At 60.1% G+C, this 21,810-nt stretch carries 20 protein-coding genes; 6 read left to right on the forward strand and 14 right to left on the reverse strand.

Annotated features, from left to right (window positions below):
- Positions 1-122: 122 nt before the first annotated feature.
- Positions 123-1,055, forward strand: coding sequence for a 1-aminocyclopropane-1-carboxylate deaminase/D-cysteine desulfhydrase (locus tag AC1RPZ_RS22875; RefSeq protein ID WP_493139628.1), 933 nt, complete (start codon positions 123-125; stop codon positions 1,053-1,055).
- Here the strand turns inward: AC1RPZ_RS22875 and AC1RPZ_RS22880 are convergent.
- The 3 genes from AC1RPZ_RS22880 to AC1RPZ_RS22890 all read right to left on the reverse strand — a co-directional run bounded on the left by AC1RPZ_RS22880 (position 1,042) and on the right by AC1RPZ_RS22890 (position 3,884).
- Positions 1,042-1,599, reverse strand: a complete 558-nt coding sequence (locus tag AC1RPZ_RS22880; RefSeq protein WP_493139630.1) for a cytochrome b — start codon at positions 1,597-1,599, stop codon at positions 1,042-1,044. The genes AC1RPZ_RS22875 and AC1RPZ_RS22880 overlap by 14 nt on opposite strands.
- A 198-nt stretch (positions 1,600-1,797) precedes the next feature.
- Entirely contained in the window at positions 1,798-2,625 is an 828-nt protein-coding gene (phnX, locus tag AC1RPZ_RS22885; protein WP_493139633.1) for a phosphonoacetaldehyde hydrolase, read from the reverse strand.
- A 149-nt stretch (positions 2,626-2,774) separates the two neighbouring features.
- Positions 2,775-3,884, reverse strand: coding sequence for a 2-aminoethylphosphonate--pyruvate transaminase (locus AC1RPZ_RS22890; RefSeq protein ID WP_493139635.1), 1,110 nt, complete (start codon positions 3,882-3,884; stop codon positions 2,775-2,777).
- Between the two features lie 111 nt (positions 3,885-3,995).
- Between AC1RPZ_RS22890 and AC1RPZ_RS22895 the strand changes: the two genes are divergently transcribed.
- The gene (locus AC1RPZ_RS22895; RefSeq protein ID WP_493139637.1) at positions 3,996-4,862 is read left to right on the forward strand and encodes a LysR substrate-binding domain-containing protein; all 867 of its coding nucleotides are present in this window, start codon (positions 3,996-3,998) and stop codon (positions 4,860-4,862) included.
- 124 nt (positions 4,863-4,986) lie between these two features.
- On the opposite strand, the gene AC1RPZ_RS22900 is transcribed toward AC1RPZ_RS22895, so the two are convergent.
- Both AC1RPZ_RS22900 and AC1RPZ_RS22905 read right to left on the reverse strand, forming a co-directional pair.
- Positions 4,987-5,358 (reverse strand): DUF6124 family protein, encoded by a 372-nt coding sequence (locus tag AC1RPZ_RS22900; protein ID WP_493139640.1) that lies wholly within the window; start codon positions 5,356-5,358, stop codon positions 4,987-4,989.
- Positions 5,359-5,880: 522 nt separating this feature from the next.
- Positions 5,881-7,764 (reverse strand): type VI secretion system Vgr family protein, encoded by a 1,884-nt coding sequence (locus AC1RPZ_RS22905; RefSeq protein WP_493139642.1) that lies wholly within the window; start codon positions 7,762-7,764, stop codon positions 5,881-5,883.
- A 219-nt stretch (positions 7,765-7,983) separates the two neighbouring features.
- Here AC1RPZ_RS22905 and AC1RPZ_RS22910 point away from each other — a divergent pair, with 219 nt between their 5' ends.
- Positions 7,984-8,688: a YebC/PmpR family DNA-binding transcriptional regulator gene (locus AC1RPZ_RS22910; RefSeq protein ID WP_493139644.1), complete on the forward strand. Its 705-nt coding sequence runs from the start codon at positions 7,984-7,986 to the stop codon at positions 8,686-8,688.
- Positions 8,689-8,752: 64 nt separating this feature from the next.
- Here the strand turns inward: AC1RPZ_RS22910 and AC1RPZ_RS22915 are convergent, their stop codons facing one another.
- The 4 genes from AC1RPZ_RS22915 to AC1RPZ_RS22930 all read right to left on the reverse strand — a co-directional run bounded on the left by AC1RPZ_RS22915 (position 8,753) and on the right by AC1RPZ_RS22930 (position 12,732).
- The gene (locus AC1RPZ_RS22915) at positions 8,753-10,066 is read right to left on the reverse strand and encodes a leucine-rich repeat-containing protein kinase family protein (protein ID WP_493139646.1); all 1,314 of its coding nucleotides are present in this window, start codon (positions 10,064-10,066) and stop codon (positions 8,753-8,755) included.
- An 88-nt stretch (positions 10,067-10,154) separates the two neighbouring features.
- The gene (gene zapE, locus AC1RPZ_RS22920; protein WP_493139648.1) at positions 10,155-11,291 is read right to left on the reverse strand and encodes a cell division protein ZapE; all 1,137 of its coding nucleotides are present in this window, start codon (positions 11,289-11,291) and stop codon (positions 10,155-10,157) included.
- A gap of 185 nt (positions 11,292-11,476) precedes the next feature.
- Positions 11,477-12,229, reverse strand: a complete 753-nt coding sequence (locus AC1RPZ_RS22925; RefSeq protein WP_493139650.1) for an anti-sigma factor family protein — start codon at positions 12,227-12,229, stop codon at positions 11,477-11,479.
- The gene (locus AC1RPZ_RS22930; protein WP_493139652.1) at positions 12,226-12,732 is read right to left on the reverse strand and encodes an RNA polymerase sigma factor; all 507 of its coding nucleotides are present in this window, start codon (positions 12,730-12,732) and stop codon (positions 12,226-12,228) included. The genes AC1RPZ_RS22925 and AC1RPZ_RS22930 overlap by 4 nt, the downstream gene beginning before the upstream one ends.
- A gap of 157 nt (positions 12,733-12,889) precedes the next feature.
- Between AC1RPZ_RS22930 and AC1RPZ_RS22935 the strand changes: the two genes are divergently transcribed.
- Positions 12,890-13,984, forward strand: coding sequence for a catalase family peroxidase (locus AC1RPZ_RS22935; RefSeq protein ID WP_493139654.1), 1,095 nt, complete (start codon positions 12,890-12,892; stop codon positions 13,982-13,984).
- Complete coding sequence (locus tag AC1RPZ_RS22940) at positions 13,981-14,523, forward strand: cytochrome b (RefSeq protein WP_493139656.1); 543 nt, start codon at positions 13,981-13,983, stop codon at positions 14,521-14,523. The genes AC1RPZ_RS22935 and AC1RPZ_RS22940 overlap by 4 nt, the downstream gene beginning before the upstream one ends.
- A 49-nt stretch (positions 14,524-14,572) precedes the next feature.
- Here AC1RPZ_RS22940 and AC1RPZ_RS22945 read toward each other — a convergent pair whose 3' ends face one another.
- Both AC1RPZ_RS22945 and AC1RPZ_RS22950 read right to left on the reverse strand, forming a co-directional pair.
- Positions 14,573-15,724 carry a M14 family metallopeptidase gene (locus AC1RPZ_RS22945; protein WP_493139658.1) on the reverse strand — a complete coding sequence of 384 codons (1,152 nt, stop codon included), beginning with the start codon at positions 15,722-15,724 and terminating at the stop codon, positions 14,573-14,575.
- Between the two features lie 520 nt (positions 15,725-16,244).
- Positions 16,245-16,586: a DUF6124 family protein gene (locus tag AC1RPZ_RS22950; RefSeq protein ID WP_123426372.1), complete on the reverse strand. Its 342-nt coding sequence runs from the start codon at positions 16,584-16,586 to the stop codon at positions 16,245-16,247.
- Between the two features lie 129 nt (positions 16,587-16,715).
- On the opposite strand from AC1RPZ_RS22950, the gene AC1RPZ_RS22955 reads away from it, so the two are divergent.
- Positions 16,716-17,381, forward strand: coding sequence for a LexA family protein (locus tag AC1RPZ_RS22955; protein ID WP_493139660.1), 666 nt, complete (start codon positions 16,716-16,718; stop codon positions 17,379-17,381).
- Positions 17,382-17,423: 42 nt separating this feature from the next.
- Here the strand turns inward: AC1RPZ_RS22955 and AC1RPZ_RS22960 are convergent, their stop codons facing one another.
- From AC1RPZ_RS22960 to AC1RPZ_RS22970, 3 genes are read right to left on the reverse strand one after another with little or no spacing between them, the layout of a single operon-like run.
- Positions 17,424-19,373, reverse strand: coding sequence for an acetyl/propionyl/methylcrotonyl-CoA carboxylase subunit alpha (locus tag AC1RPZ_RS22960; RefSeq protein ID WP_493139662.1), 1,950 nt, complete (start codon positions 19,371-19,373; stop codon positions 17,424-17,426).
- Positions 19,373-20,188: a gamma-carboxygeranoyl-CoA hydratase gene (locus AC1RPZ_RS22965; RefSeq protein ID WP_493139664.1), complete on the reverse strand. Its 816-nt coding sequence runs from the start codon at positions 20,186-20,188 to the stop codon at positions 19,373-19,375. The genes AC1RPZ_RS22960 and AC1RPZ_RS22965 overlap by 1 nt, the downstream gene beginning before the upstream one ends.
- Positions 20,189-20,201: 13 nt before the next feature.
- Positions 20,202-21,809 (reverse strand): carboxyl transferase domain-containing protein, encoded by a 1,608-nt coding sequence (locus tag AC1RPZ_RS22970; protein WP_493139666.1) that lies wholly within the window; start codon positions 21,807-21,809, stop codon positions 20,202-20,204.
- Position 21,810 lies beyond the last annotated feature (1 nt).

Consider the following 21,810-nt stretch of genomic DNA (forward strand, 5'->3'; position numbering starts at 1 on the left):
ACAGGTTCTGTGTTGTTTACCGAATGGTGGTTCAACTCTGAACCCCTGTGGGAGCGGGCTTGCCCGCGAAGGCGTCCTATCTGCTGCTAAGATGCCGGCTCTTTCCCGAAGAGCCGGCATCAATGCTATCTCCGCCCAGCGACTGGCTGCCCCAGGCCCCCCTCGAACCCCTTCACCTGGACTGGCTCACTGCAGCCGGTGTCGAAGTCGCGATCCTGCGTCTGGACCAAATCGACCCGCTGATCTGCGGCAATAAATGGTTCAAGCTCATTGATCACCTAAGGGTGGCCCGCGAGGCGGGTGCCGAAGGTGTGATCAGTCTGGGCGGGGCCTGGTCCAATCATCTGCATGCGTTGGCGGCGGCGGGTAAGCGTTTTGGCTTTCCGACCGTCGGCCTGCTGCGCGGGCATCCGCAAGACACCCCGACCGTGCAGGATTTACAGGCCTTTGGCATGCAACTGCACTGGTTGGGTTACGGCGGTTATCGCGCGCGCCACGAACCGGGTTTCTGGCAGCCATGGCAGGCGCAGTACCCGCATTTGCATCCGGTCCCCGAAGGTGGTGGCGGTTTGCTCGGCGCGCGCGGTTGCGGGCAATTGCTGACGCAGGCCGGTGAACAGTTGAACACCTTGGGTTGGAACGACCATGACGGCTGGTGGCTGGCCTGCGGGACGGGCACTACGCTGGCCGGATTGGTTTTGGCCGAGGGGGGAAGGCATCCGGTGTATGGCGCGCTGGCCGTGCCCGATGATCATGGCGTGGCGCAGCAGGTCGAGGCGATTCTCGGTAAATGCGGCTTGCCGGACCGGGGATATGAGCTGTTCGACGGCAGTCGCGGTGGCTTTGCCAACGTCGACCCGCCGTTGCTGGAGTTTATCGAAAGTTGCGAGCAAGCCAGCGGTATACCGTTGGAGCCGCTGTACACCGGTAAAGCGCTATTGGCACTCAAGCAACAGGTCGATGCCGGACGTTTTTCCCGCGACACACGCTTGATCTTCGTGCACACCGGCGGCTTGCAGGGGCGCCGGGGTTTTGTGCCTCTCAGTCAGGGCTGACGCGCTTGGGCATCATTCGCAGCAGGGTGTTATCGCGGACCACGTAATGATGATACAGCCCGGCCACGGCATGCAGGCCGATCAACCAATAGCCGATGGTGCCTGCGAGTTGATGCCAACCCTGGATTTGCTTGGCCAGCGGCTTGTTTTCCCCAATCAGCAACGGCAGGTCGACGCCGTAGAACATCACTTGTTGACCTTTGGCGCTGGTGACCAACCAGCCAAGAATCGGCGTGGCAATCATGAACATATACAGCGCCCAGTGCATCAGCCGGGCGAGTACGGTTTGCCACTGTGGCGATGCCGGGAAGATTTTCGGAGCGCTGCCCAGACTGCGGGCGAACAGCCGCAACCAGACCAGTACGAACACCGTCAGGCCGAGCATGTAGTGCGCTTCCGTGATCAAGGTCCGCCCGCCACTGCCCTTGGGAAAGATCCCGCGCAGTTCGATACAGGCGTAGACCACCGCCAGCAGTACCAGCATCAACCAGTGCAGCGCGATTGATACGGTGCTGTAGCGTGATTCGGAATTCTTCCAGGGCATACGGTTTTCCTCGCTTTTCAGGTCTGAAGTCTTCGTTCTTATGCGACGGAGTGCCTTAACTGTAATCCTGTTTGCGTGGCTTTGCCCAAGACAGAACAGGCTTTTCTGCCTCATCGAGCGCTCTGCGACAGATGCTCGGGCAAAAAAAGGCGCCAACCCCGTTCAAGGGCTGGCGCTTTTTGCTGTGCGGCGCGGCAATCAACTGCTTTGCGGCATTTCACCCTTGGCCAGACGCTGGTTGATGTCAGCGATGACTTCCGGCAAGTCGGTGATGGTGTCGATCATGTAGTGCGGGCGCGAGCCTTCGAACAGGGCATGAATGCGTTTGCGTTCGCTGGCGAGTGTGTCGCTGCCCAGCGCGCGATAACCCTCGTAGGTCAGGCCGAGTGCGTTGCCCGAGCAGATAAGCGCGACGGTCCACATGCCGGCGCGGCGACCTTCGAGAATGCCCGGCACGGTGTCGTCGACTTTCACGCAGGCAGCGACGTCATCGATGCCCAGGGCGATCACGTTGGCCAGGGCCTGAGCCGGCCATGGGCGGCCATTCGGTACTTCGTCGGTGGCGACCACATGGTCAGCCACGTAGCCGTTGGCGGTGGCCAGTTCGACGACTTTGTCCATGACTTGCCTCGGGTAACCGGAGCACGAGCCGATCTTGATCCCTTGCTGGCGCAGGTTGGCGATGGTCTCCAGAGCACCCGGGATCAGCGCCGAGTGCTCGGCGATTTTTTCGATTTGCAGTGGCATGAAGCGTTTGTAGATGGCCGTCACGTCATCGTCGGTTGGCGTACGGCCGAAGACCTTGCGATAACGCTCGGCCACTTCGGGCTGATTGCAGAGGGTGCGAATGTGCTCCCACTTGCCCATGCCCATCGGCCCGCGGGCTTCTTCGATGGACACCTGGACGTCGAATTCGGCAAAGGCTTCGACGAAGATCCGGGTCGGTGCGAAAGAGCCGAAATCGACCACGGTGCCGGCCCAGTCGAGGATCGCGGCTTGCAGTTTGCTTGGGTTGTTGTAGTTCATGGTGATCAAGATCCTGTGGAAACTGGCTATTGGAGAGCGTTTTTTGTGGGAGCGAGCTTGCTCGCGATAGCGGACTGTCATTCAACATTGATGTCGACTGACACGGCCTCATCGCGAGCAAGCTCGCTCCCACAGGGGACTGTGGTGTTTCAGATATCGAGGACTCCCATTTCGCGCAGCACCTCGGCGACCGCGGCCACAGCCGCTCGCATCTCGGTCTGATTGACGTGGCCGATGCAGCCGACGCGGAAGGTTTCGACCTGGGTCAACTTGCCCGGATAGAGGATGAAGCCCTTGGCTTTCACCCGTTCGTAGAACGTTTTGAACTGGTAGCGCGGATCTTTCGGCGCATGGAAGGTGACGATGATCGGCGCCTGGATCGCGGCAGGCAGAAAGCTGCGCAAGCCGAGTTTGGCCATTTCATCGAGCAGCACCTGGCAATTGTTCGCATAACGCTGATGCCGCGCAGGCAAGCCACCTTCTTCGTTGTATTGCAGCAACGCTTCGTGCAGCGCCGCAACCACGTGGGTCGGCGGGGTGAAGCGCCATTGGCCGGTCTTCGCCATGTAGGTGTATTGGTCGAACAGGTCCATCGCCAGCGAGTGGGAATTGCCGGCGGCATTCGCCAGGGCGGCTTTGTTGGCGAAGACGAAACCCATGCCCGGTACGCCTTCCAGGCATTTGCCGGAGGCGGCGATCAGTGCGTCGAACGGCACTTTTTGAGCGTCGATCGGCAGCGCACCGAATGAGCTCATGGCGTCGATGATCAGACGTTTGCCGTGTTGGGCAATGACGTGGGCGATTTCCGGCAGCGGGTTAAGAATCCCGGTGCTGGTTTCGCAGTGGATCAGCACCACGTGGGTGATGCTGCTGTCGGCTTGTAGCAGGCGGTCGACGTCGGCGGCGGTGGAGGGTTCGTCTTCAGCGGTTTCGAAGGTGCTGAAAGAGCGACCAAGCACTTCGCAGATCTTCGCCAGGCGTTTGCCGTAAGCGCCGTTGATCAGCACCAGCACTTTGCCGTCGCGGGGCACCAGGGTGCCGATGGCCGCTTCGACGGCGAAGGTGCCGCTGCCCTGCAACGGCACGCAATGGTGGCTGTCGGCACCGTTGATGATTGCCAGTAGCTGTTCGCAGAGGCTGGCGGTCAGTTGGTTGAAACGGTCATCCCATGAACCCCAGTCCACCATCATCGCCTGACGGGTGCGCTGCGACGTAGTCAATGGGCCGGGGGTCAGCAGGATGGGTTCGGCGGTGCTCATTCGGATGTTCTCGCAATCGGTGGGATGAAGCTGCGGGAGATAAATTGCAATTTGCCGCTCCATCAATCAAATTGTTTATTGTTATGCCAATCATCAGTAAGGCCGATAGCTATGAACCTGTTCCAACTCCGCGCGTTTGATGCTGTGGCTCGTGAAGGCAGCTTCACCCGTGCCGCTGCCCGTTTGTTCATCAGCCAACCGGCGGTCACCGGGCATATCAAGGCGCTGGAGGAGCACTATCAGATCACCTTGCTGCGACGCACCGCGCGGCGGGTCGAGCTGACGGAGGAGGGCACCAGACTTGCGGCCATCACCCGGGCGATGTTCGGCCTGGTTGAAGAGGCGCAAGTGCTGCTTGAGGCCAATCGGCAGTTATTGACCGGTCGTTTGGAAGTGGCGGCGGATGGTCCGCACCTGGTCATGCCGATGCTCGCCAGCCTGCGTGCGCGGTATCCGGGGATCACCGTGAACCTGCGGCTGGGCAATGCCCAGGAAACCCTCGCGGCGTTGTTGTCCGAGCACGCCGATGTGGCGGTGCTGACCGAGGTCGAACCGCGCAAAGGCTTGCACCTGCAAGCCTTGAGCGAGTCACGGATCTGCGCGCTGGTGCCGCAGGGGCACCCATGGTCGGCGCTGCGCGAAGGGGTCGCACTCAAGCAACTGGATCAGGTGATCATGGTGTTGCGCGAGCCGAGTTCGATCACCCGTCGTACGTTCAATGAGGCCTGCGCTCAGGCCAGGGTCAATCCTCGGGTGCTGCTGGAGCTGGACAGCCGTGAGGCGGTGACCGAGGCGGTGGCGGCCGAGTTGGGGGTGGGCGTGGTGTCTTCAGTGGAAGTCAGCCACGACCCACGTGTGCGGGCGGTGCCGATTATTGGCGACGGACTGCTCAACCGGCACATGATCGGCTGCATGGAGCGGCGCCGGGATTTGCGCTTGATACAGGCGTTTTTCGATCTCGCACCAAATTCCGCGTAGGAGCTGCCGCAGGCTGCGATCTTTTGATCTTGAAAAACAACGTCAAAAGATCGCAGGCTGCGCCAGCTCCTACGGTGGATCAGGTGGATCAGGTGGATCAGGTGGATCAGGTGGATCAGGTGGATCAGGTGGATCGAGGGGTATCGAGGTGATCCAGTGCCCGATTCACCGCCAACTCGGCCAGGGAAATCATCTGCTGAATCGCCAGTGCGGTATTGCGCTTGGGGCCTTCGAGGTCGAACGCCAGATCGCTGGCCATGACATTGGCCGAGGCAAGGGTTTCGCAGGCGTGGGCCAGCAGGGTTTCACTGTCGACGTCGGGGGCAATGACGAAAATGCAGCCGGGACGCCGGTCGGCTAACAGTGCCTTGGTCTCAGGCAGTACCAGGTAATGATCGAGCGCACGGTGCGCGGCGGCGTGTAGCTCTTTTGAATCGAGAGATGCGTAGGGAGAGGTGCTTTCGGTTTCGGGGGGATTGGGAGTGGCTTTGAACATGGACTTAGCTCTCTTTGAGTGAGGCTGCAACCTGTTCGCGACTAAACGAATGGGTGGCGGCTGTACGCAGGTTAGTCGACCGACGAGCTAAGAAATCGGCGCGCCCGAGGGCGCCCTGCGCACAGCCACCATCAAGTGCAGGGATGGGATACCTGACTGATTGGCACTGATGCGACTTAGCTACGACGGGCGACTAAACCCGATCACTGATGGGCAGTGACACGGAAACAATAGAGGCGACGACCAAGGCGCACAAGCCGGCGGATTCTGGCGCAGGTGTAGGCCGTGACGCAAGGTGCTGTAGCCCGCGACGAAGGCTGAGTCGGCAAGTATAAACACCCGTAGCAGCTGCCGAGCCCGCGAGGCTGCGTCCGGCCGCGAAGCGGTCGTAAAATCATGCAACACGTTCTGTCAGGTAAACCGAGTACGCAGGATTGGCGAGGACTGCGTCCTCGAACGCAGCCTCGCGGGCTCGACAGCTGCTACGGGTGCGGCCCTGTAATCACCAAACGTCAATAGACCCTAGGGAGTAGCGTCCGGACGGTTCACCAGCCAATCGAACAGCAGACGGGTTTCACGAGGCTGGCACTGAGCGCTGGCGGTGTTGGCGCTGTTGATAAAGCTCAGGCGCTGCTCGCTGTTCCAGAATTGCTGGAAGTAATCGGCCAGCGCCACACATTGCCCCGGATACAGCAGGCAGAGTTGTTCGGGGGTACGGGCGAACTCGCTGGCCAGGCGCTGTTTCTGTTCGTTCGTCAGCGACAGGTTACCCAGTGCCCGGCTTTTACCGGTCATCACCACATCGTCACGGTTGAGGCTCCCCAGCTCCTTGAGCCCGGGGCGCGGCATGCGCACGATGTACCACGTGGTGTCGGCCAGGCGTTCGGTGGTGGCGGGAGGCCGTTCGAACAGGTAGATCTCGCCACTCCAGCAAGAAGCCGGTGGTGGCGCCTGTTCAGTGGTAACCAGCTGAGGCTCTGACGGGGGGATGCTTGCAGGATTCACGTTCAGGAAATCGCCATTGCCGCTGGGGCTCATGGGTTGATCATCGGCCCTTTGCAGCGGCTCGCCCGGTTGTACGCCAGCGAAACCTGTGCAGAGCACCGGCCGATCAGGATCACCATCGAGGAAACTCACGTGCACCTCGCTGCCAGCCAGTGGCAAGCTCGAGCGCCCCGTCCCGGCGTGTGCAATCGGCAACCAGATGCTTGAGGAGCCTTGCCCGCCGGATTGCGGCTCAGGCCACAGGCAGATGTTGATTCGCCCGTGTTCGTCGACGTGCGGCGGCTTACCGGCCGGACCGAGGACCTGAGCCATCTGGTAACCACTGATACACGGCCTGGAATGTTTGAGGGCCGGTCGGAACGCGGTTGACCAGGGAATGGCCTTGAACTGATTGCGATAACCCTCAGTTTCAGGCAACGCCGTGTCGACATCAGGCTGTTTGCCCTGATGCAGCACTTCACTTAATAACCATTGATCGTTGAACGCCGGGACGGGATGCGCGGTGACTTGCAGCAGCCGGCCGCTGAGCAGTTCGGGCAGCGTACTGTGGCCCTGGATCTGGCGATGCAGGCTGCGCAGCCGCTCGAGCTCGCGGCGACCGATCTGGTTGCGCCGGGCCTTTTGGGGAGTGATTCGGCCCGTTGGGTGCAGGCTGTCGAGGTCTGTCTGGTTTGCAGAGTCTCCAGGTTCGGTTGCCGCGAGGTGAGTTCTGGCGTGCTGCTGGAGTGTTGTTCGCGGCCCGGTGGTCAGCCGGCTATGGCATTGAAAGAGCTGGCTGATCCGCGGCGGTCCGGCATTCAGCGCGGCGGGGTGAAAAGTGCTATCGACCGGCCGCTGCGCAAAGCTGCCACTGTCATCGGCGAACACCAGCACATGCCCCTCGCGCTGGTGTTCGAAGTGATAGTGAATGCCTTCCTCTTCACACAGTCGTTGCAACAGGTGCAGATCGGTTTCATCGTACTGAATACAAAACGGGCGCTGCGGATACTCACCGTTGGGCAGCTCAAAACGGTAACTGTCGGGCGGCAGTCGATGCTCTGCCAGTAGCTGGCGCAGGATCTCTGGCACGCTCAGTTGCTGGAATACCCGTCGACCGCGCTGTTGCTCCAGCGCGAGCAGGTGGGGGGCGAGGTTCAGGCTGTAGCCGATCTGTTGCGCACCGCAGTACTGCAGGCCGGCGCTGTGGATGATGCCGTGGATACCGGTGGTGTGGCTCAGGTTGAGGAATGCCGGCTGATGCAGCAGCTGATCCAGACTCAGCGCCGGCTGTGGTCCGAGCATTTCGATGTCGAAACGATAGACCTGGTTGAGGGCTTCGCGACCGCTGAACTGTCGGACCTGAAAACTCAAGGCGAGCTCGGTGAGCGTCAGGATGAAGGGACTTTCCATGTCGTTGTGCATCAAACACTCTTTTGCCATGAAGTACGGGGCACAGAGATTACGAAACACTGGCGCTCAATAGTCACGCTAAACCGATATTTCAGAAAAGCCCTACAACAGGTTGTGACGATGTCGATCGCTCACAACACTTTTTGGTCGATTGCCAACTTTTTGCCGTATAAACTTGCGCAAAGCGTCGGCCAATAGATGTCTCGGCGCCACAGATCAAGAGAGTGAGTAATGGGCGCACAGTGGAAGGTTAAACACAAAGAAGCGGCAGCCAATGCCAAGGGCAAGATCTTCGGCAAACTGGTGAAAGAAATCACCATTGCTGCACGCAACGGTGCTGATATCAGCACCAACGCACACCTGCGACTGGTGGTCGAACAGGCCAAAAAAGCCTCGATGCCGCGTGAAACCCTGGAACGTGCCATCAAGAAAGGTTCGGGCCAGCTCGGCGACACCGTGCAGTACCACCGCGTGACCTACGAAGGCTTCGCCCCGCATCAGGTGCCGCTGATCGTTGAATGCGTGACCGACAACATCAACCGTACCGTGGCGGAAATCCGCGTAGCGTTCCGTAAAGGGCAGCTGGGTGCTTCCGGTTCGGTGGCCTGGGACTTCGACCATGTGGGCATGATCGAGGCGTCCCCGGACACTCCCGACGCCGATCCGGAAATGGCCGCTATCGAAGCCGGTGCACAGGATTTCGAGCCGGGCGAAGACGGCGCGACCCTGTTCATTACCGAGGCCACTGACCTCGACTCGGTACAGAAAGCCTTGCCTGAGCAGGGTTTCACGGTGTTGTCGGCGAAGCTCGGTTACAAGCCGAAGAACCCGGTCAGCGGTTTGACCGACGCGCAAATGGAAGAAGTCGAAGCCTTCCTCGAAGGCCTCGATAACCATGACGACGTGCAGGACATGTTTGTCGGGTTGGCGGGTTAAGCCGACAGCGACTGTCGCCTGACAGGCTGTCTTCGCGGGCATCATTGCGATGCCCGCGATCGTTTCAGGCCGCGCGCAACGCGGTTTCGACTTCCTCAAAACCTGGGCGCGCCAGCACATCCGGCTGACAGCAGCGGGTCTGCAAGTCCATCAAGCGCTCACGGCGTTCAATGCTCAAGCCTGAGTCGATCCGCTCCAGCAGCTCACCTAACAGAATCCCGAAGGCCCGCACTTCGATGCGTTGCAGCGCACGTGTCTCCAGCGTGTCTGAGGTGGCATGGAAGGACGCCGCGCCAAAGTCGCCCAACAGGCAATCGCCGTGCTCATTCCACAGCGTATTGTGGCCATACAGGTCGCCGTGGGTGATGCCTTGCTGATGCAGGTGCGCAGCGGCCGAGGCAATGCCGCTGGCGATCCGCAGCGCCACGGCTGCACTGAAACGCGTGTCGTCTGCGTACACATCACGGCTGCAAGAGGCCAGGCTCGGCAACGCCGCCAGATTGCGATAGCTCGGCTCGATCAACTGCATGACCAACCCGGCCTGCGCCTGCGGATGATCGACGATCCGTCCCTCGACCTTGATCAGATTGGGGTGAATGCCGGCGGTAATGCAGGCATTCATTTCATGCAGCGGTGAACCGTCGCTGGTCATGTGACCTTTATAGAGTTTCACCGCAACCTTGCGTTCAGGCTGTGACGGCTGTTCCCACAACGCCTGATGAATCACCCCGGAAGCGCCTTCACCCAGTTGTTGCTGCAGGTGCAGTTGCGACCAGGGAATGTTCGCTGTGGCTTCGAGGGCGGCGGCATCGGCCTCGGTTTCCAGCGGGTTACCGGCGTATGCCAGCCATGCGAGCCCCGGCAATGTCAGCAGCCACTGCGGTAACTCGGTCAGGCGGTTGGCGGCGATGCGGATCAGCTCCAGCTGATGACACTGGCTCAAGCTTGCGGGCAGGCTTTGCAGGTGGTTACCGGCCAGCATCAGTTTTTGCAGGTGCGGTCGTTCGCCCAATTCGCTCGGCAACTCGCTGATGCAGTTGTCGGTCAGGATCAGCCAGCGCAGCAGCGGCGGCAGCGCTGCGGCCGGGACTCGCTCCAGACGATTGGCCTTGAAACCGATCATCGTCAGTTGCGCGCATTGACCGAGGCAGGTCGGCAGCTCGCGGAACTGATTGTCCGAGCAAAACAGCACGCGCAGATGCGTCAGGCGATGCAGGTCATCCGGCAAGCTGCTCAAGGCATTGCCGCTGAGGTTGAGCACCTCCAGTGAGTCCGCCAGATCGAAGATTTCCTGGGGAAATTCAGTCAGTCCACACGACAGATCCAGACGTTTGAGCCCCGCAAGCGTGCCGGCTCGCAGTTGTGCAAGGGTATGCATGAACACATCCAACCAATGAGAAAAGAACGGCCTGTAGCCCACAAAAAACGCCGCCATGATAACGGCAAAACCCACTGCGCTGGACGCTTTATAGCGCCGGCCCGACGTCCACCAGCTGTCCCAGTCGACTGCGGGTGCGCGCCAAGTCGATGGCGTCACCGCCCAAGTGCTCGCGCAACGGTCGTTCGCCGAGCAGGATCAGGCGTTTGTCCTGGTCGTAAAGTACGTCGATCAGGTTGATGAAACGCTGTTGAGTGGCAATCGGACAGTCCGCCAGATCCGGCAGCGCGTCGATGATCCAGGTGTCGAAGCGTCGGCACAGTTCCAGGTAGTCCATCACGGCCGTGGGTTGTTCGCACAGGTCGTTGAAGGTGAAGGCGATGGTTCGGTCTTCACAATGCCTCGCCTGAAGCTGGCGAGTGCCAACCGGCAGGGCGATGTTGGAAGCATCCTGTTGCGGCAGCTTCAAGGCCTGACGTTGCGACGTCGTGGTTGGCCAGATGTATTGGCCCTGGGTGAATACCTGCTGCGAATGGGTTCGCACCTGGCTGCGGTAATCGTGAGGGCCACCGACCTCCATGACCTGCATGCGTGCATGGATCAGGTCGATGACCGGCTTGAATCGTGCGTGGTAGAGCGGGTTGGGCAACAAACCCTGGGGCGGATAGTTGGACGTGACCAGCAGCAGGGTGCCGCGCTGGAACAGTGCCTTGAACAACCGGGTGATGAGCATCGCGTCGCCGATGTCATGGACGTGAAATTCGTCGAAACACAGCACGCGGCAATCCTTGAGCAGTTCATTCAGCGTGCACGCCAGCGCATCGGTCTGCGCACGATGGCGGAACATGCCCTGATGCAGTTGCGCAAAAAAGTCATGAAAGTGCACACGTTGTTTTTTGGCAACCGGCAATGCCTGGAAAAAACCATCGAGCAACCAGCTTTTGCCTCGGCCGACCGCGCCGTGCAGGTAAAGGCTTCGAGTTGTCTGCGCAGGGGCGCGGCTGTCCAGCAGCGCATTCGCCAATTGCGCCATGCAGTCGATCACCCGTTGTTGACTGTGACTGAGGGTGTAGCCCTGACCGTGGGCTTTGTGGCGAAAGTACTCGTGAATCACCTGGCCGTTTGCGTCGTTGTGTGCAGGGGCCACGAGGGGCTTGCCGAGGAGCCTGCGCAGGGCCGGCCAACGTGGTTTGAGTCGTGAACGGTTGGGCGGGATAGCGGCCAAGTGTTGTCCCCCGTGGTCTTTTTGCCTGCTCCCCCTGAGCGACGGCGGTCCAATTCTAACCAGACGGTGAATTTTCCTTCCACCGGTGTCGATGAAAGTTTCGAGTTGTTCGACAAAAATAGGCGGTTGGTAGAGCTTTTTGCCTATGAAAGTCGCTGAGTTTTTAGCCGATTGCTCTGCAAGTCTTAAAACCTCTGCATCTGCTTGAGTATCTGCGTCGCCGGATCCCGAGCTTCACTGACCATCGCATAGTTGTACCCGGGCCCCGACCAGTACTCAGCCTGCAACTCGCCGTCGCTGCGACTGCCGCGTGGCAGCAGGTTGTTTTTCGGGCCCGGCGGACGGATGTAAAAACTGATTTTGCGGCCGCTCTGGTCCTCGTACATCACCATCGCTGCGGGCCCTTGTTCGGTGCTTAGCAACCGTCCACTGACCGGTTTGAACCCCGAGTTGGCGAGGTTCGGCAGGCGATTGGCCTGGGAGAAGTAATGGTCGAGCCAGCCCTGCATATCGCCGTCATCGGTGACCGTGTAATCGGCCGGCAGGATGCCTTGCTGGGCGAACATCCGGTATGCCTGCATCGCGTCGGTCATCGGCGGTGCCGCGCCTGCCATGGTCATTTCCCGTGCTTGCCAGCCGCTCAAACCGCCGACGCTGACCGCGATCAGCAACACGGCGGCGCTGGCCAAGTGGCGGCGGGACTGACGCTTCAGGCGCTGGCGAATCACACTGGGGTCGAGGTCCGGGTTGGCGGGTTGCTGCAAGGCGCCGCTCAAGGCTGCACGCAGTTGCTGGGCGTCCTGTTGCCAGGCCTGAACCTGCTCGGCAACGTGCGGATTGGCCGCCAGGTACGTTTCCACCAGGCGCCGATCCATGTCATTGAGTTGATGGTCGACGTAGGCGTGCAGGTCACTAATGCTTGGGGGCATGCTGATCATTTGAGTATCCGCAAAGAGGGGCTGGTGATTTCGCCGTCGCTGAGCTGGCGCAAGGCCTGGCGAGCGCGGGACAGACGAGACATCACCGTGCCGGTAGGAACGTCGAGAATCTCGGCGACCTCCTTGTAACTCAAGCCTTCCACCGAGACCCAGAGCAACAGCGCGCGTTGCTCGGTGGTCAGTTTATCGAAGGCTTGCAGCGTCGATTGCGCCAGCACCGTGCGCTCGACCGAGGGCTGGGCTTCGTCGCGACCGGTGAAGAACTCAAGCATTCGCGCGTAGCGCCTTGAGCGTCGATGGGCGTCGAGAAACTGTCGATACAGAATCGAAAACAGCCAGGCGCGCAAATCGCCGTCCGGGCGTTTCTCGCCCCATCCCGACAGCGCCCGCTCCAGGCACGACTGCACCAGATCGTCAGCGTTGCTGGGGTTGCGCGTCAGCGACACGGCAAATCGCCGCAGTCTGGGGATGAGTTCACGTAACGGTTCGTCGAGATCGTTCATGGAATGCTGGCTAGTCACTACGCAGGGACTAGGGAGACGCCCGGCATTGGAGGTTATTCCAGCGTTCGAAAAATAAATACCGGGTCATGGAATAAACCTCTGTGGGCTTCGTCTGATTGATCCTTTCCACCGGTGGCCCACGGCCCTGGAGATATTCATGGTTGATCGTTCAGCACCGCCGTCACGGCCCGACAGAAAGCCCCTGAGCGGCGCAAACCTGAGCTTGCGTCTGGCCGGAATCGGCGCGGTAGTCGCTGCACTGGCCGGGGCCTTTGCCTACGTCAATGGCACGTTTACCCCGCAGCGTCTGACGCCGAAAGCGCTGGTCGACGTGTTCGAGAAAAACAACGGCGTACACCCGGGGTTTCGGCGCAATCACGGTAAAGGCGTGTGCGTTGTCGGGTATTTTGAAAGTAGCAACGAGGCGCGCCCGTATTCAACCGCCCAGGTTTTCAGCGCGGCGCGAACGCCGGTCGTGGGGCGTTTTGCGCTGCCCAGTGGCAATCCCTACGCGCCGGACAGCAGCGTGCCGATCCGCAGCCTGGCGTTGCGCTTCAAGCAGGCCAACGGTCAGCAATGGCGCACGGGGATGAACAGCATGCCGGTGTTCCCGGTGGGCACACCCGAGGCGTTCTATCAGTTGCAACAGGCCCAGACACCCGATCCGGCTACCGGTAAACCCAATCCTGCCAGCGTGCCGGCGTTCTTTGCCGCTCACCCGGAAACCGCGCCTTTTCTGCAATGGGTCAAGACCGCCAAGCCGTCGGCGAGTTACGCGACCGAGACCTACAACGGCATCAATGCTTTTTATCTGGTCAACGCGGCAGGCCAGCGTCAGGCGGTGCGCTGGAGCGTGGTTCCCGTGGCGCAAGATGCGGCCGGTGCCAGCGCTCCTGAAGGTGCGGATTTCCTGGAAAAGGACCTGCTCCAGCGATTGAAGACTGAGCCGTTGCGTTGGCAGCTGACTATCACGCTGGCGGCTCCTGCTGACCCGACCAACGACGCCAGCAAGGCCTGGCTGGGTGAGCGCAAGGTCTTGAACGCCGGGACCCTGGTGCTGGAAAGCACCCAGGCGCAAAACGATGGCGAATGCCGCGATATCAACTACGACCCGTTGGTACTACCGAGCGGTATCGAGGGTTCCGATGACCCATTGCTGGCCGCACGTTCGGCGGCTTATGCCCGTTCTTACCTGCGTCGAACCGCTGAAGTCGGCCAGTTGCCCACCACCAAACAGGAGTCGCCACAATGAGCGCGCACCCTCATCATTTCGCTCCACTGGCGCGACTGCTGCATTGGCTGATGGCCGTGATGATCATCGCCATGCTGTTTATCGGTGCCGGCATGGTCGCGTCAGTGTCCGAACGCCATGAATGGTTGATCCATCTGCATAAGCCGTTGGGTGTGGCGATATTGCTGTTGGTGATCGTGCGGCTGTTCGTGCGCTTCTCGACTCGCCAACCGCCGTTACCGACAGACTTGCCGGGCTGGCAACTGCTGGCGGCCAAGGCGTCGCATGTGCTGCTTTACGCCTTGATGCTGATCCTGCCATTGCTGGGCTGGGCGATGATCTCGGCGGCGGGGGATCCGGTGATGCTCGGCAGTTCGTGGCAATTACCCTCGATTGTGCCGGCGAATGCGCTGCTGTTTGCCTTCCTGCGCAGCGCCCACGGTTATCTGGCGTACCTGCTGTTTCTGACTGTTCTGCTGCACCTGGCGGCGGCGTTGTTCCATGGCTGGGTGCGTCGTGATGGGGTGTTGGAGAGCATGCTGAATGGCAAGGATCACTGATCAACCTGCAATGGCTGCACGCCTATGGGCACACAGCCATTGAGAGGCATCAGCGCAGCATGCCGACCATCTCCGCTATGGTCGACAACACATCCTTACCCAACTGCATCGAGCGCTTGCCGGACCAGCCGGTGAGCGCATTCGGTGCGTCGTTGTTGTCTTTGAAGGGCATCTCCAGAGTCAACGACAGGCAATCGAACTTCTGCCCGACGCTGTTGCAGGCCAGGGTCATGTTGGCCTTGCCCGGCAGATCGCGGGTGTAGCCGTGGGTGGTCTGGAAGTCGCGGGTCAGGTGTTTCAGATGACTGTGGAAGTGTTCTTCGAGTTTCGCGATTCGCGGCGTGTAACCCGGGTTGCCTTCGCAACCGGCGGTGAACACGTAAGGGATTTCTTCATCGCCGTGGATATCGAGGAACAGGTCGACGCCGTACTTCTCCATCTGTTGTTGAACGAAGAATACTTCCGGGCTGATTTCCTGGCTCGCGCTCTGCCAGGCGCGGTTGAGGTCCTGGCCCATGGCGTTGGTGCGCAAGTGGCCATGGAAGGCGCCATCCGGGTTCATGTTCGGGACCAGGTACAGATCGGCGCTGGCCAGCAGTTTGTTCAACTCAGGGTCAATGTGCTGTTGCAGGCGCTCTATGACACCTTCCATGAACCATTCGGCCATGTGTTCGCCAGGATGCTGCTGGGCGATGATCCAGACCTTGCGCTGGCCTTCGGCGCCGCTACCTTTGCGCAGCAGTTGAATGTCGCGACCTTCGGCGCTTTTGCCGGTGGCCAGCAGTTCGGTGCCGGCCTTGCTCAGCGCTTGCTCGATCAGCCAGTCATGGCGTCCGCGGCTGTAGGGTTCAAAATAGGCGAACCAGGCGTGAGTCTCGGTGGCTTCCAGGCTGAAGCGCAGGCAGTCGCCTTCAAAGATCGTCGGTACGCGGAACCAGTTCACGTGGTCATACGACGCCACGGCCTGGTAACCGTCCCATGCCTTGTTGTAGGAGGATTTACTGGCGTTGTTCAGTCGAAACCAATGTTCCTGGCCAACGTGCAGACCACTGGCCTTGAAGTGAAACCACTGGAAATGCTGACTGCGGGTGTCTGGTTTGATGGCCAGCAAGGCCTGCAATGGATTGCTGAGGTCCAGCACCTCGATGTTGCCGCTGTCGAAGTTGGCAGTGATATCAAAGGAGCGGTGAGCCACGGTCATAATCTATTCCTGAGTATGATTTTTATGGCTGTTACTTTACACGCAAGGGTGGGGAAAACTGAGGGCAATTTACGCGGGATAAAATGGGGGGCGTCGTCCTTGACGCAGCAGCAGCTTAGAGTTTATGCGATTGGCTCTCAAGTGCTATTTTCTGCTGCTTATAGCCCGTGTTTGAGCGGTTTGTTGCAAAAAGATGCTCTTTTGATATCATCCGCGCCATCGAATTTAGCAGCACCCGTCTTCATTAGCCTGAAGCCATAGCCAGAATAATTGGCAAAAAAAGACCCGGCAAAAAGCCGGGTCAAAAACCGTGATTAGCCTGATGAGGAGATATTCCAGGAGTCCGACCTAAGGTCTCTTGGTCTATCGACTGATCTCGCGATCAGTTGCATGCAATAATAATCATTATCATTTGCAAGTCAAATGTTTTCATCAGCCTCATTGGAATTTTTTTCCTGTGGCTTTCCCAAACGTCTGCGACGTGACTCAAATCGCAGCGTTCATTTCGCTTTTTTCCTGTTCAATCTTTCTGGTCACCATCCAGGGATCTGTCGACCATGGCCTTGGCCATGTCGATCATGTGTACCACTGAAAACGCCAGATCGCGGCTTGCGCCATGCAGGTTGTCCGCCGACTCATAAGCAGTCGCTGCTGCGCAGCGCAGCAAGTCCGACGCATGGACCAGAGCTTCCTCACTGCTGATGTTACGGTTTACATCGAAGAATCGTTCCGCGACTTCGAATTCTGAAACAGTTGGTTTCAAGTAATAGTCGAGGGCGCGCTGGGCTGCGGCACAGCCTTTGAGTGAGGTGAAGTTCGCGTCGATTTCCGGTTCTGTCGTGTCTTTGCGGGTGATATCCATGCTGGGTATTGCTCCGTGAGTGGGGCGAATGAGTAATCTGAATCCTAGTACTAAATGTATTCATGACGAAAAATTAAATACTACAATGTGTGTGTTGAGGGTCCGACTGCGCGAAGTATTGTTCCGCCCATGGATAAATGGATTGAGTTGGTCAAGGCCAAGATGAGTGAACTCAAAATCACTCAGGAAAAGCTCGCAGAGCGCCTCGCAATGTCTCAGGGCGGCGTCGGCCATTGGCTGAACAAGCGTCGTGAGCCCAGCCTCGAGGACATGAACCGAGTGCTTCAGGCGTTGGGGCTGGGGTTTCTCGAAGTCGCCCTGGTGATCAGGGAGCCCGAGGTTGCGAAGGACGATGCTGAAGAGGGCGATTACGACGTGTCGCTGGCGCAAAAGTACAATCCGTACTTTCGTTACCCGGTCAATGATTGGCGCGGCATTGGTGAAGTGCGTGAGTCTGCGCCGGCCGCTTATGCCAAGAGCCGCTACGAGTTATCGGATTATCACGCCCAAGGTCCGGCGTTCTGGCTGGTCGTGGTCGGAGATGCGATGACTGCGCCGAGCGGCATCAGTATTGCGCAAGACATGCTGATTCTGGTCGACCCGGCGGTTGAAGCCGTGCCCGGAAAACTGGTGATTGCACAGTGGCCAGATAGCGCCGAAGCGACGTTCCGCAAGTTGATCGAAGAGGGCGGTCAGCGATATCTCGTGCCGCTGAATCCGACTTACCCGAAAGCCCTGTTTACCGACGAGTGCCAAATTATTGGTGTCGTAGTGCAGGCAACAGCCAAGTTCTAGTCAGACAGGTCCTACGGCGTAGGACCTGTCATCAGACCGCGACTATTCCAGCTCCACCAGCGCGCTGCCTTCGTTGACCATCTCGCCTTCCTGGCAATACAGGGCTTTGACCACGCCCGCATGGGGCGCACGAATGCTGTGCTCCATTTTCATGGCTTCCAGTACCACCAGTTGCGCACCTGCTTCGATCGTTTGCCCAGGCACTACCAATACACGGACGATGCTGCCATTCATTGGTGCGGTCAGGCCGCCCTGATGACTATGGCTGGCTTCGACAGCGGCGATAGGGTCGTAAGGCTTGATGCAGCGCAGCTCACCTTCCCATTGCAGGTAGAGGCTTTCGCCATGACGGATTGCCCGATGCTGACGGCGCAAGCCGTGATGCTCGACCAGCAATTGCTCGCCGTTGAGCTCGGCGTTGCGTGTGTCGGCCGGGGCCAGGGTGATGGCCCGGTCTTGCCCTTCGCAACTCAAATGCAGCGTGATTTCTGCCGGCAACCCGGCACGGAAACCGCTGCCAACGGCCCATGGCGAACTCGGGTCATCAGTGCGTACGGTGTGTGCCTGGCTTTGTGCGAAGGCTTGAGCGGCGGCTTGCCAGAATTCATCGCTGAGTTCGTTTGGCGCTGGCAGTAATTGTTCCTGATAGCGTGGGATGAATACGGTATCCAGTTCAGCTGCGGCGAAGGCTGGGTGACCGACGATTCTGCGCAGAAAGCTGATGTTGGTCTTCAAGCCGCCAATGGCGAACTCATCGAGCATGCTCAGCAGCCGCAGACGTGCTTGCTCGCGGTCCTCGCCCCAGGCGATGAGTTTTCCGAGCATCGGATCGTAGAACGGCGAAATGCTGTCGCCTTCCTCGACACCGCTATCGACGCGCCGGCCCGGGCCTGCGGCTGGCTCGCGATACAGATCGAGACGGCCAGTCGCCGGCAGGAAATCATTACTCGGGTCTTCGGCATACAAACGCACTTCAATCGCATGGCCGAGCAACGGCACCTGCGCCTGAGTCATCGGCAACGGCTCGCCTTGGGCGACGCGAATCTGCCAGGCCACCAGGTCAAGGCCGGTGATGGCTTCCGTGACCGGGTGCTCGACCTGCAAACGGGTGTTCATCTCCATGAAGAAGAACTCACCGCGCGAATCCAGCAGAAACTCCACAGTGCCTGCGCCGACGTAGCCGATCGCCTGCGCCGCACGGACTGCCGCGTCCCCCATGGCTTTGCGCAGTTCCGTGCTAAGGCCGGGCGCCGGCGCTTCTTCGACGACTTTCTGGTGGCGACGTTGAATCGAGCAGTCACGTTCGTTGAGGTACAGACAGTTGCCGTGTTGATCAGCGAAAACCTGGATTTCCACATGACGCGGTTTGAGCAGGTATTTCTCCACCAGCATCCGCGAATCGCCGAATGAAGACAGGGCTTCACGCTGGGCCGAGGCCAGGGCCTCGGCCAACTGGCTGACGTCCTCGACCACTTTCATGCCTTTACCGCCGCCGCCGGCAGTCGCCTTGAGCAGCACTGGATAGCCGATGCGTTCGGCGGCATCGCGGAAGGTTTCCAGGTCCTGAGCTTCGCCGTGATAACCCGGCACCAGCGGTACGCCAGCAGTCTCCATCAGGGCTTTGGCGGCGGATTTGCTGCCCATGGCGTCGATGGCCGAAGCGGGTGGGCCGAGGAAAATTAAACCGGCGGCTTCAATGGCGCGAGCGAAGCCGGCGTTCTCCGAGAGGAAGCCATAACCTGGGTGAATCGCCTGGGCACCACTGGCCTTGGCGGCGGCGAGCAGTTTGTCGATTTGCAGGTAGCTGTCAGCCGCTTTGCTGCCGCCCAGATCGACGCGGATGTCTGCCTCGCGACTGTGCCGCGCGTCACGATCGGTGGCGCTGTGCACGGCCACGGTGGTCAGCCCCAGCGCCTTTGCGGTGCGCATGACTCGGCAGGCGATTTCGCCACGGTTGGCCACCAGCAAGGTGGTGAGAACAGGGGCGCTCATCAACGCGGCTCCTTGGTGGTGGTTTCGGGCTGCCAGCTCGGCGGACGTTTTTGCAGGAACGCCCGTAGGCCTTCCTGGCCTTCAGGGCTGACGCGAATTCGGGCAATGGCGTTTTCGGTATAGCGCCGCAGCGCCGGGGTCAGCTCACCGTTGCCGACTTCGCGTAACAAGTCCTTGCTGGCGCGCATGGCGTTCGGGCTGTTGAGCAACAGATTGTTGATCCACTGTTCGACCTGCGGCTCCAGTTCGCTGGCCGGATAGCTTTCGCTGAGCAGGCCGATTTCTTGAGCGCGTTGGCCGCTGAAGCGTTCAGCGGTCAGCGCATAACGGCGTGCGGCACGTTCGCCGATGGCTTGCACAACGAACGGGCTGATCACCGCCGGCGCCAGACCGATGCGTACTTCCGACAGGCAGAATTGCGCATCATCGGCGCCAATCGCCATGTCGCAGCAACTGATCAAACCGAGTGCACCGCCATAGGCCGCACCTTGTACCACCGCGAGGGTCGGGATCTTCAGCTTGGCCAGGTTGTACATCAACTCAGCCAGCTCGCGGGCGTCGTCAAGGTTGGTGTGGTAATCGAGTTCGGCCGATTGCTGCATCCAGGCCAGGTCAGCGCCAGCGCTAAAATGTTTGCCACGCCCGCGTAACAGCAGAAAACGCAGGCTTGAGTTGCTCTGGACCTTATCGAGCGCGAGGATCAGTTCGCGGATCATTTCGGCGTTGAAGGCGTTGTTTTTCGCCTCGCGGCTCAACCACAGCGTGGCGAAACCACGCGGGTCGGTCAGCAGTTCCAGGGTATTGAAGTCGCTCATGGTTTTCTCCAGATCACATCCGGAACACGCCGAAGCGGCTCGGTTCGATAGGTGCATTCAACGATGCAGACAACGCCAGAGCCAGTACGTCGCGGGTTTGCGCTGGGTCAATGACACCGTCGTCCCACAGCCGGGCGCTGGAGTAGTAGGGGTGGCCCTGTTCTTCGTACTGGTCGAGGATCGGTTGCTTGATCTCGGCTTCCTGAGCGTCAGAGAAGGCATGGCCGCTACGTTCAGCCTGTTCGCGCTTGACCTGCACCAGCACGCCCGCAGCTTGCTCGGCGCCCATCACGCCGATTCGCGCGTTCGGCCACATCCACAGGAACCGCGGATCGTAGGCCCGTCCACACATGCCGTAGTTACCGGCGCCGAAGCTGCCGCCGATGATCACGGTGAATTTCGGCACCTTGGCGCAGGCCACGGCGGTGACCAGTTTTGCGCCATGCTTGGCGATGCCCCCGGCCTCGTATTTCTGGCCGACCATGAAGCCGGTGATGTTTTGCAGGAACAACAATGGGATCCCGCGCTGGCAGGCCAGTTCGATGAAGTGCGCGCCTTTTTGCGCAGCTTCGGCGAAGAGGATGCCGTTGTTGGCGAGAATCGCGATCGGGTAGCCGTGCAGGTGCGCAAAGCCACAGACCAGCGTCGTACCAAACAGCGCTTTGAACTCATCGAACACCGAACCGTCGACCAGGCGCGCAATGACTTCACGCACATCAAACGGCTGCTTGGCGTCGGCCGGCACCACGCCGTACAACTCATCGCTGGCAAACAGCGGGGCGATCGGCGTGCGTTGCTGCAACTCGCCGAGCTTGCGCCAGTTGAGGTTGGCCACGCTGCGCCGAGCCAGCGCCAGCGCGTGTTCGTCGCTGTCGGCATAGTGGTCGGCCACGCCAGAAATCTTGCAGTGCACATCGGCACCGCCAAGGTCTTCGGCGCTGACCACTTCACCGGTCGCGGCTTTCACCAGCGGCGGGCCGGCAAGGAAAATCGTCGCCTGTTGACGGACCATGATCGCTTCATCGGCCATGGCCGGTACATAAGCGCCACCGGCGGTGCAGGAGCCCATGACCACGGCGATCTGCGGGATGCCCATGGCGCTCATATTGGCCTGGTTGAAGAAAATCCGGCCGAAGTGTTCACGGTCCGGGAATACTTCATCCTGACGCGGCAGGTTGGCGCCGCCAGAGTCCACCAGGTAGATGCACGGCAGGCGGTTCTGTTGGGCGATGGTCTGGGCGCGCAGGTGTTTCTTCACGGTCAAAGGGTAGTACGAGCCGCCTTTCACCGTCGCGTCGTTGGCGACGATCATGCATTCGACACCTTCGACCCGGCCGATTCCGGCGATCACCCCGGCTGCCGGAACGTCTTCGCCATAGACTTCGTAAGCCGCCAGTTGGCTGATTTCCAGAAAGGGCGAACCTGGGTCGAGTAAGCGATTGATCCGCTCACGGGGCAGCAGTTTGCCGCGTGAGGTATGCCGTTCCTGGGCCTTGGCGCCGCCACCTTGCTGGACCTGGGCGAGCAGGGTGTGCAGGGCGTCGACCTGGGTAAGCATCGCCGCGCTGTTGCTGGCGAACTCCGCCGAACGGGGGTTGAGCTGGGTGTGCAGGATTGCCATG

This window comes from Pseudomonas sp. GW822-FHT02D10 (genome assembly GCF_058802345.1).

Bases quoted from the DNA above. Each gene is read 5' to 3' on its own strand.
- AC1RPZ_RS22875 (WP_493139628.1), top strand. From the start codon at position 123: ATGCTATCTCCGCCCAGCGACTGGCTGCCCCAGGCCCCCCTCGAACCC.
- AC1RPZ_RS22880 (WP_493139630.1), bottom strand. From the start codon at position 1,599: ATGCCCTGGAAGAATTCCGAATCACGCTACAGCACCGTATCAATCGCG.
- phnX (WP_493139633.1), bottom strand. From the start codon at position 2,625: ATGAACTACAACAACCCAAGCAAACTGCAAGCCGCGATCCTCGACTGG.
- AC1RPZ_RS22890 (WP_493139635.1), bottom strand. From the start codon at position 3,884: ATGAGCACCGCCGAACCCATCCTGCTGACCCCCGGCCCATTGACTACG.
- AC1RPZ_RS22895 (WP_493139637.1), top strand. From the start codon at position 3,996: ATGAACCTGTTCCAACTCCGCGCGTTTGATGCTGTGGCTCGTGAAGGC.
- AC1RPZ_RS22900 (WP_493139640.1), bottom strand. From the start codon at position 5,358: ATGTTCAAAGCCACTCCCAATCCCCCCGAAACCGAAAGCACCTCTCCC.
- AC1RPZ_RS22905 (WP_493139642.1), bottom strand. From the start codon at position 7,764: ATGCACAACGACATGGAAAGTCCCTTCATCCTGACGCTCACCGAGCTC.
- AC1RPZ_RS22910 (WP_493139644.1), top strand. From the start codon at position 7,984: ATGGGCGCACAGTGGAAGGTTAAACACAAAGAAGCGGCAGCCAATGCC.
- AC1RPZ_RS22915 (WP_493139646.1), bottom strand. From the start codon at position 10,066: ATGCATACCCTTGCACAACTGCGAGCCGGCACGCTTGCGGGGCTCAAA.
- AC1RPZ_RS22925 (WP_493139650.1), bottom strand. From the start codon at position 12,229: ATGATCAGCATGCCCCCAAGCATTAGTGACCTGCACGCCTACGTCGAC.
- AC1RPZ_RS22930 (WP_493139652.1), bottom strand. From the start codon at position 12,732: ATGAACGATCTCGACGAACCGTTACGTGAACTCATCCCCAGACTGCGG.
- AC1RPZ_RS22935 (WP_493139654.1), top strand. From the start codon at position 12,890: ATGGTTGATCGTTCAGCACCGCCGTCACGGCCCGACAGAAAGCCCCTG.
- AC1RPZ_RS22940 (WP_493139656.1), top strand. From the start codon at position 13,981: ATGAGCGCGCACCCTCATCATTTCGCTCCACTGGCGCGACTGCTGCAT.
- AC1RPZ_RS22945 (WP_493139658.1), bottom strand. From the start codon at position 15,724: ATGACCGTGGCTCACCGCTCCTTTGATATCACTGCCAACTTCGACAGC.
- AC1RPZ_RS22950 (WP_123426372.1), bottom strand. From the start codon at position 16,586: ATGGATATCACCCGCAAAGACACGACAGAACCGGAAATCGACGCGAAC.
- AC1RPZ_RS22955 (WP_493139660.1), top strand. From the start codon at position 16,716: ATGGATAAATGGATTGAGTTGGTCAAGGCCAAGATGAGTGAACTCAAA.
- AC1RPZ_RS22960 (WP_493139662.1), bottom strand. From the start codon at position 19,373: ATGAGCGCCCCTGTTCTCACCACCTTGCTGGTGGCCAACCGTGGCGAA.
- AC1RPZ_RS22965 (WP_493139664.1), bottom strand. From the start codon at position 20,188: ATGAGCGACTTCAATACCCTGGAACTGCTGACCGACCCGCGTGGTTTC.
- AC1RPZ_RS22970 (WP_493139666.1), bottom strand. From the start codon at position 21,809: ATGGCAATCCTGCACACCCAGCTCAACCCCCGTTCGGCGGAGTTCGCC.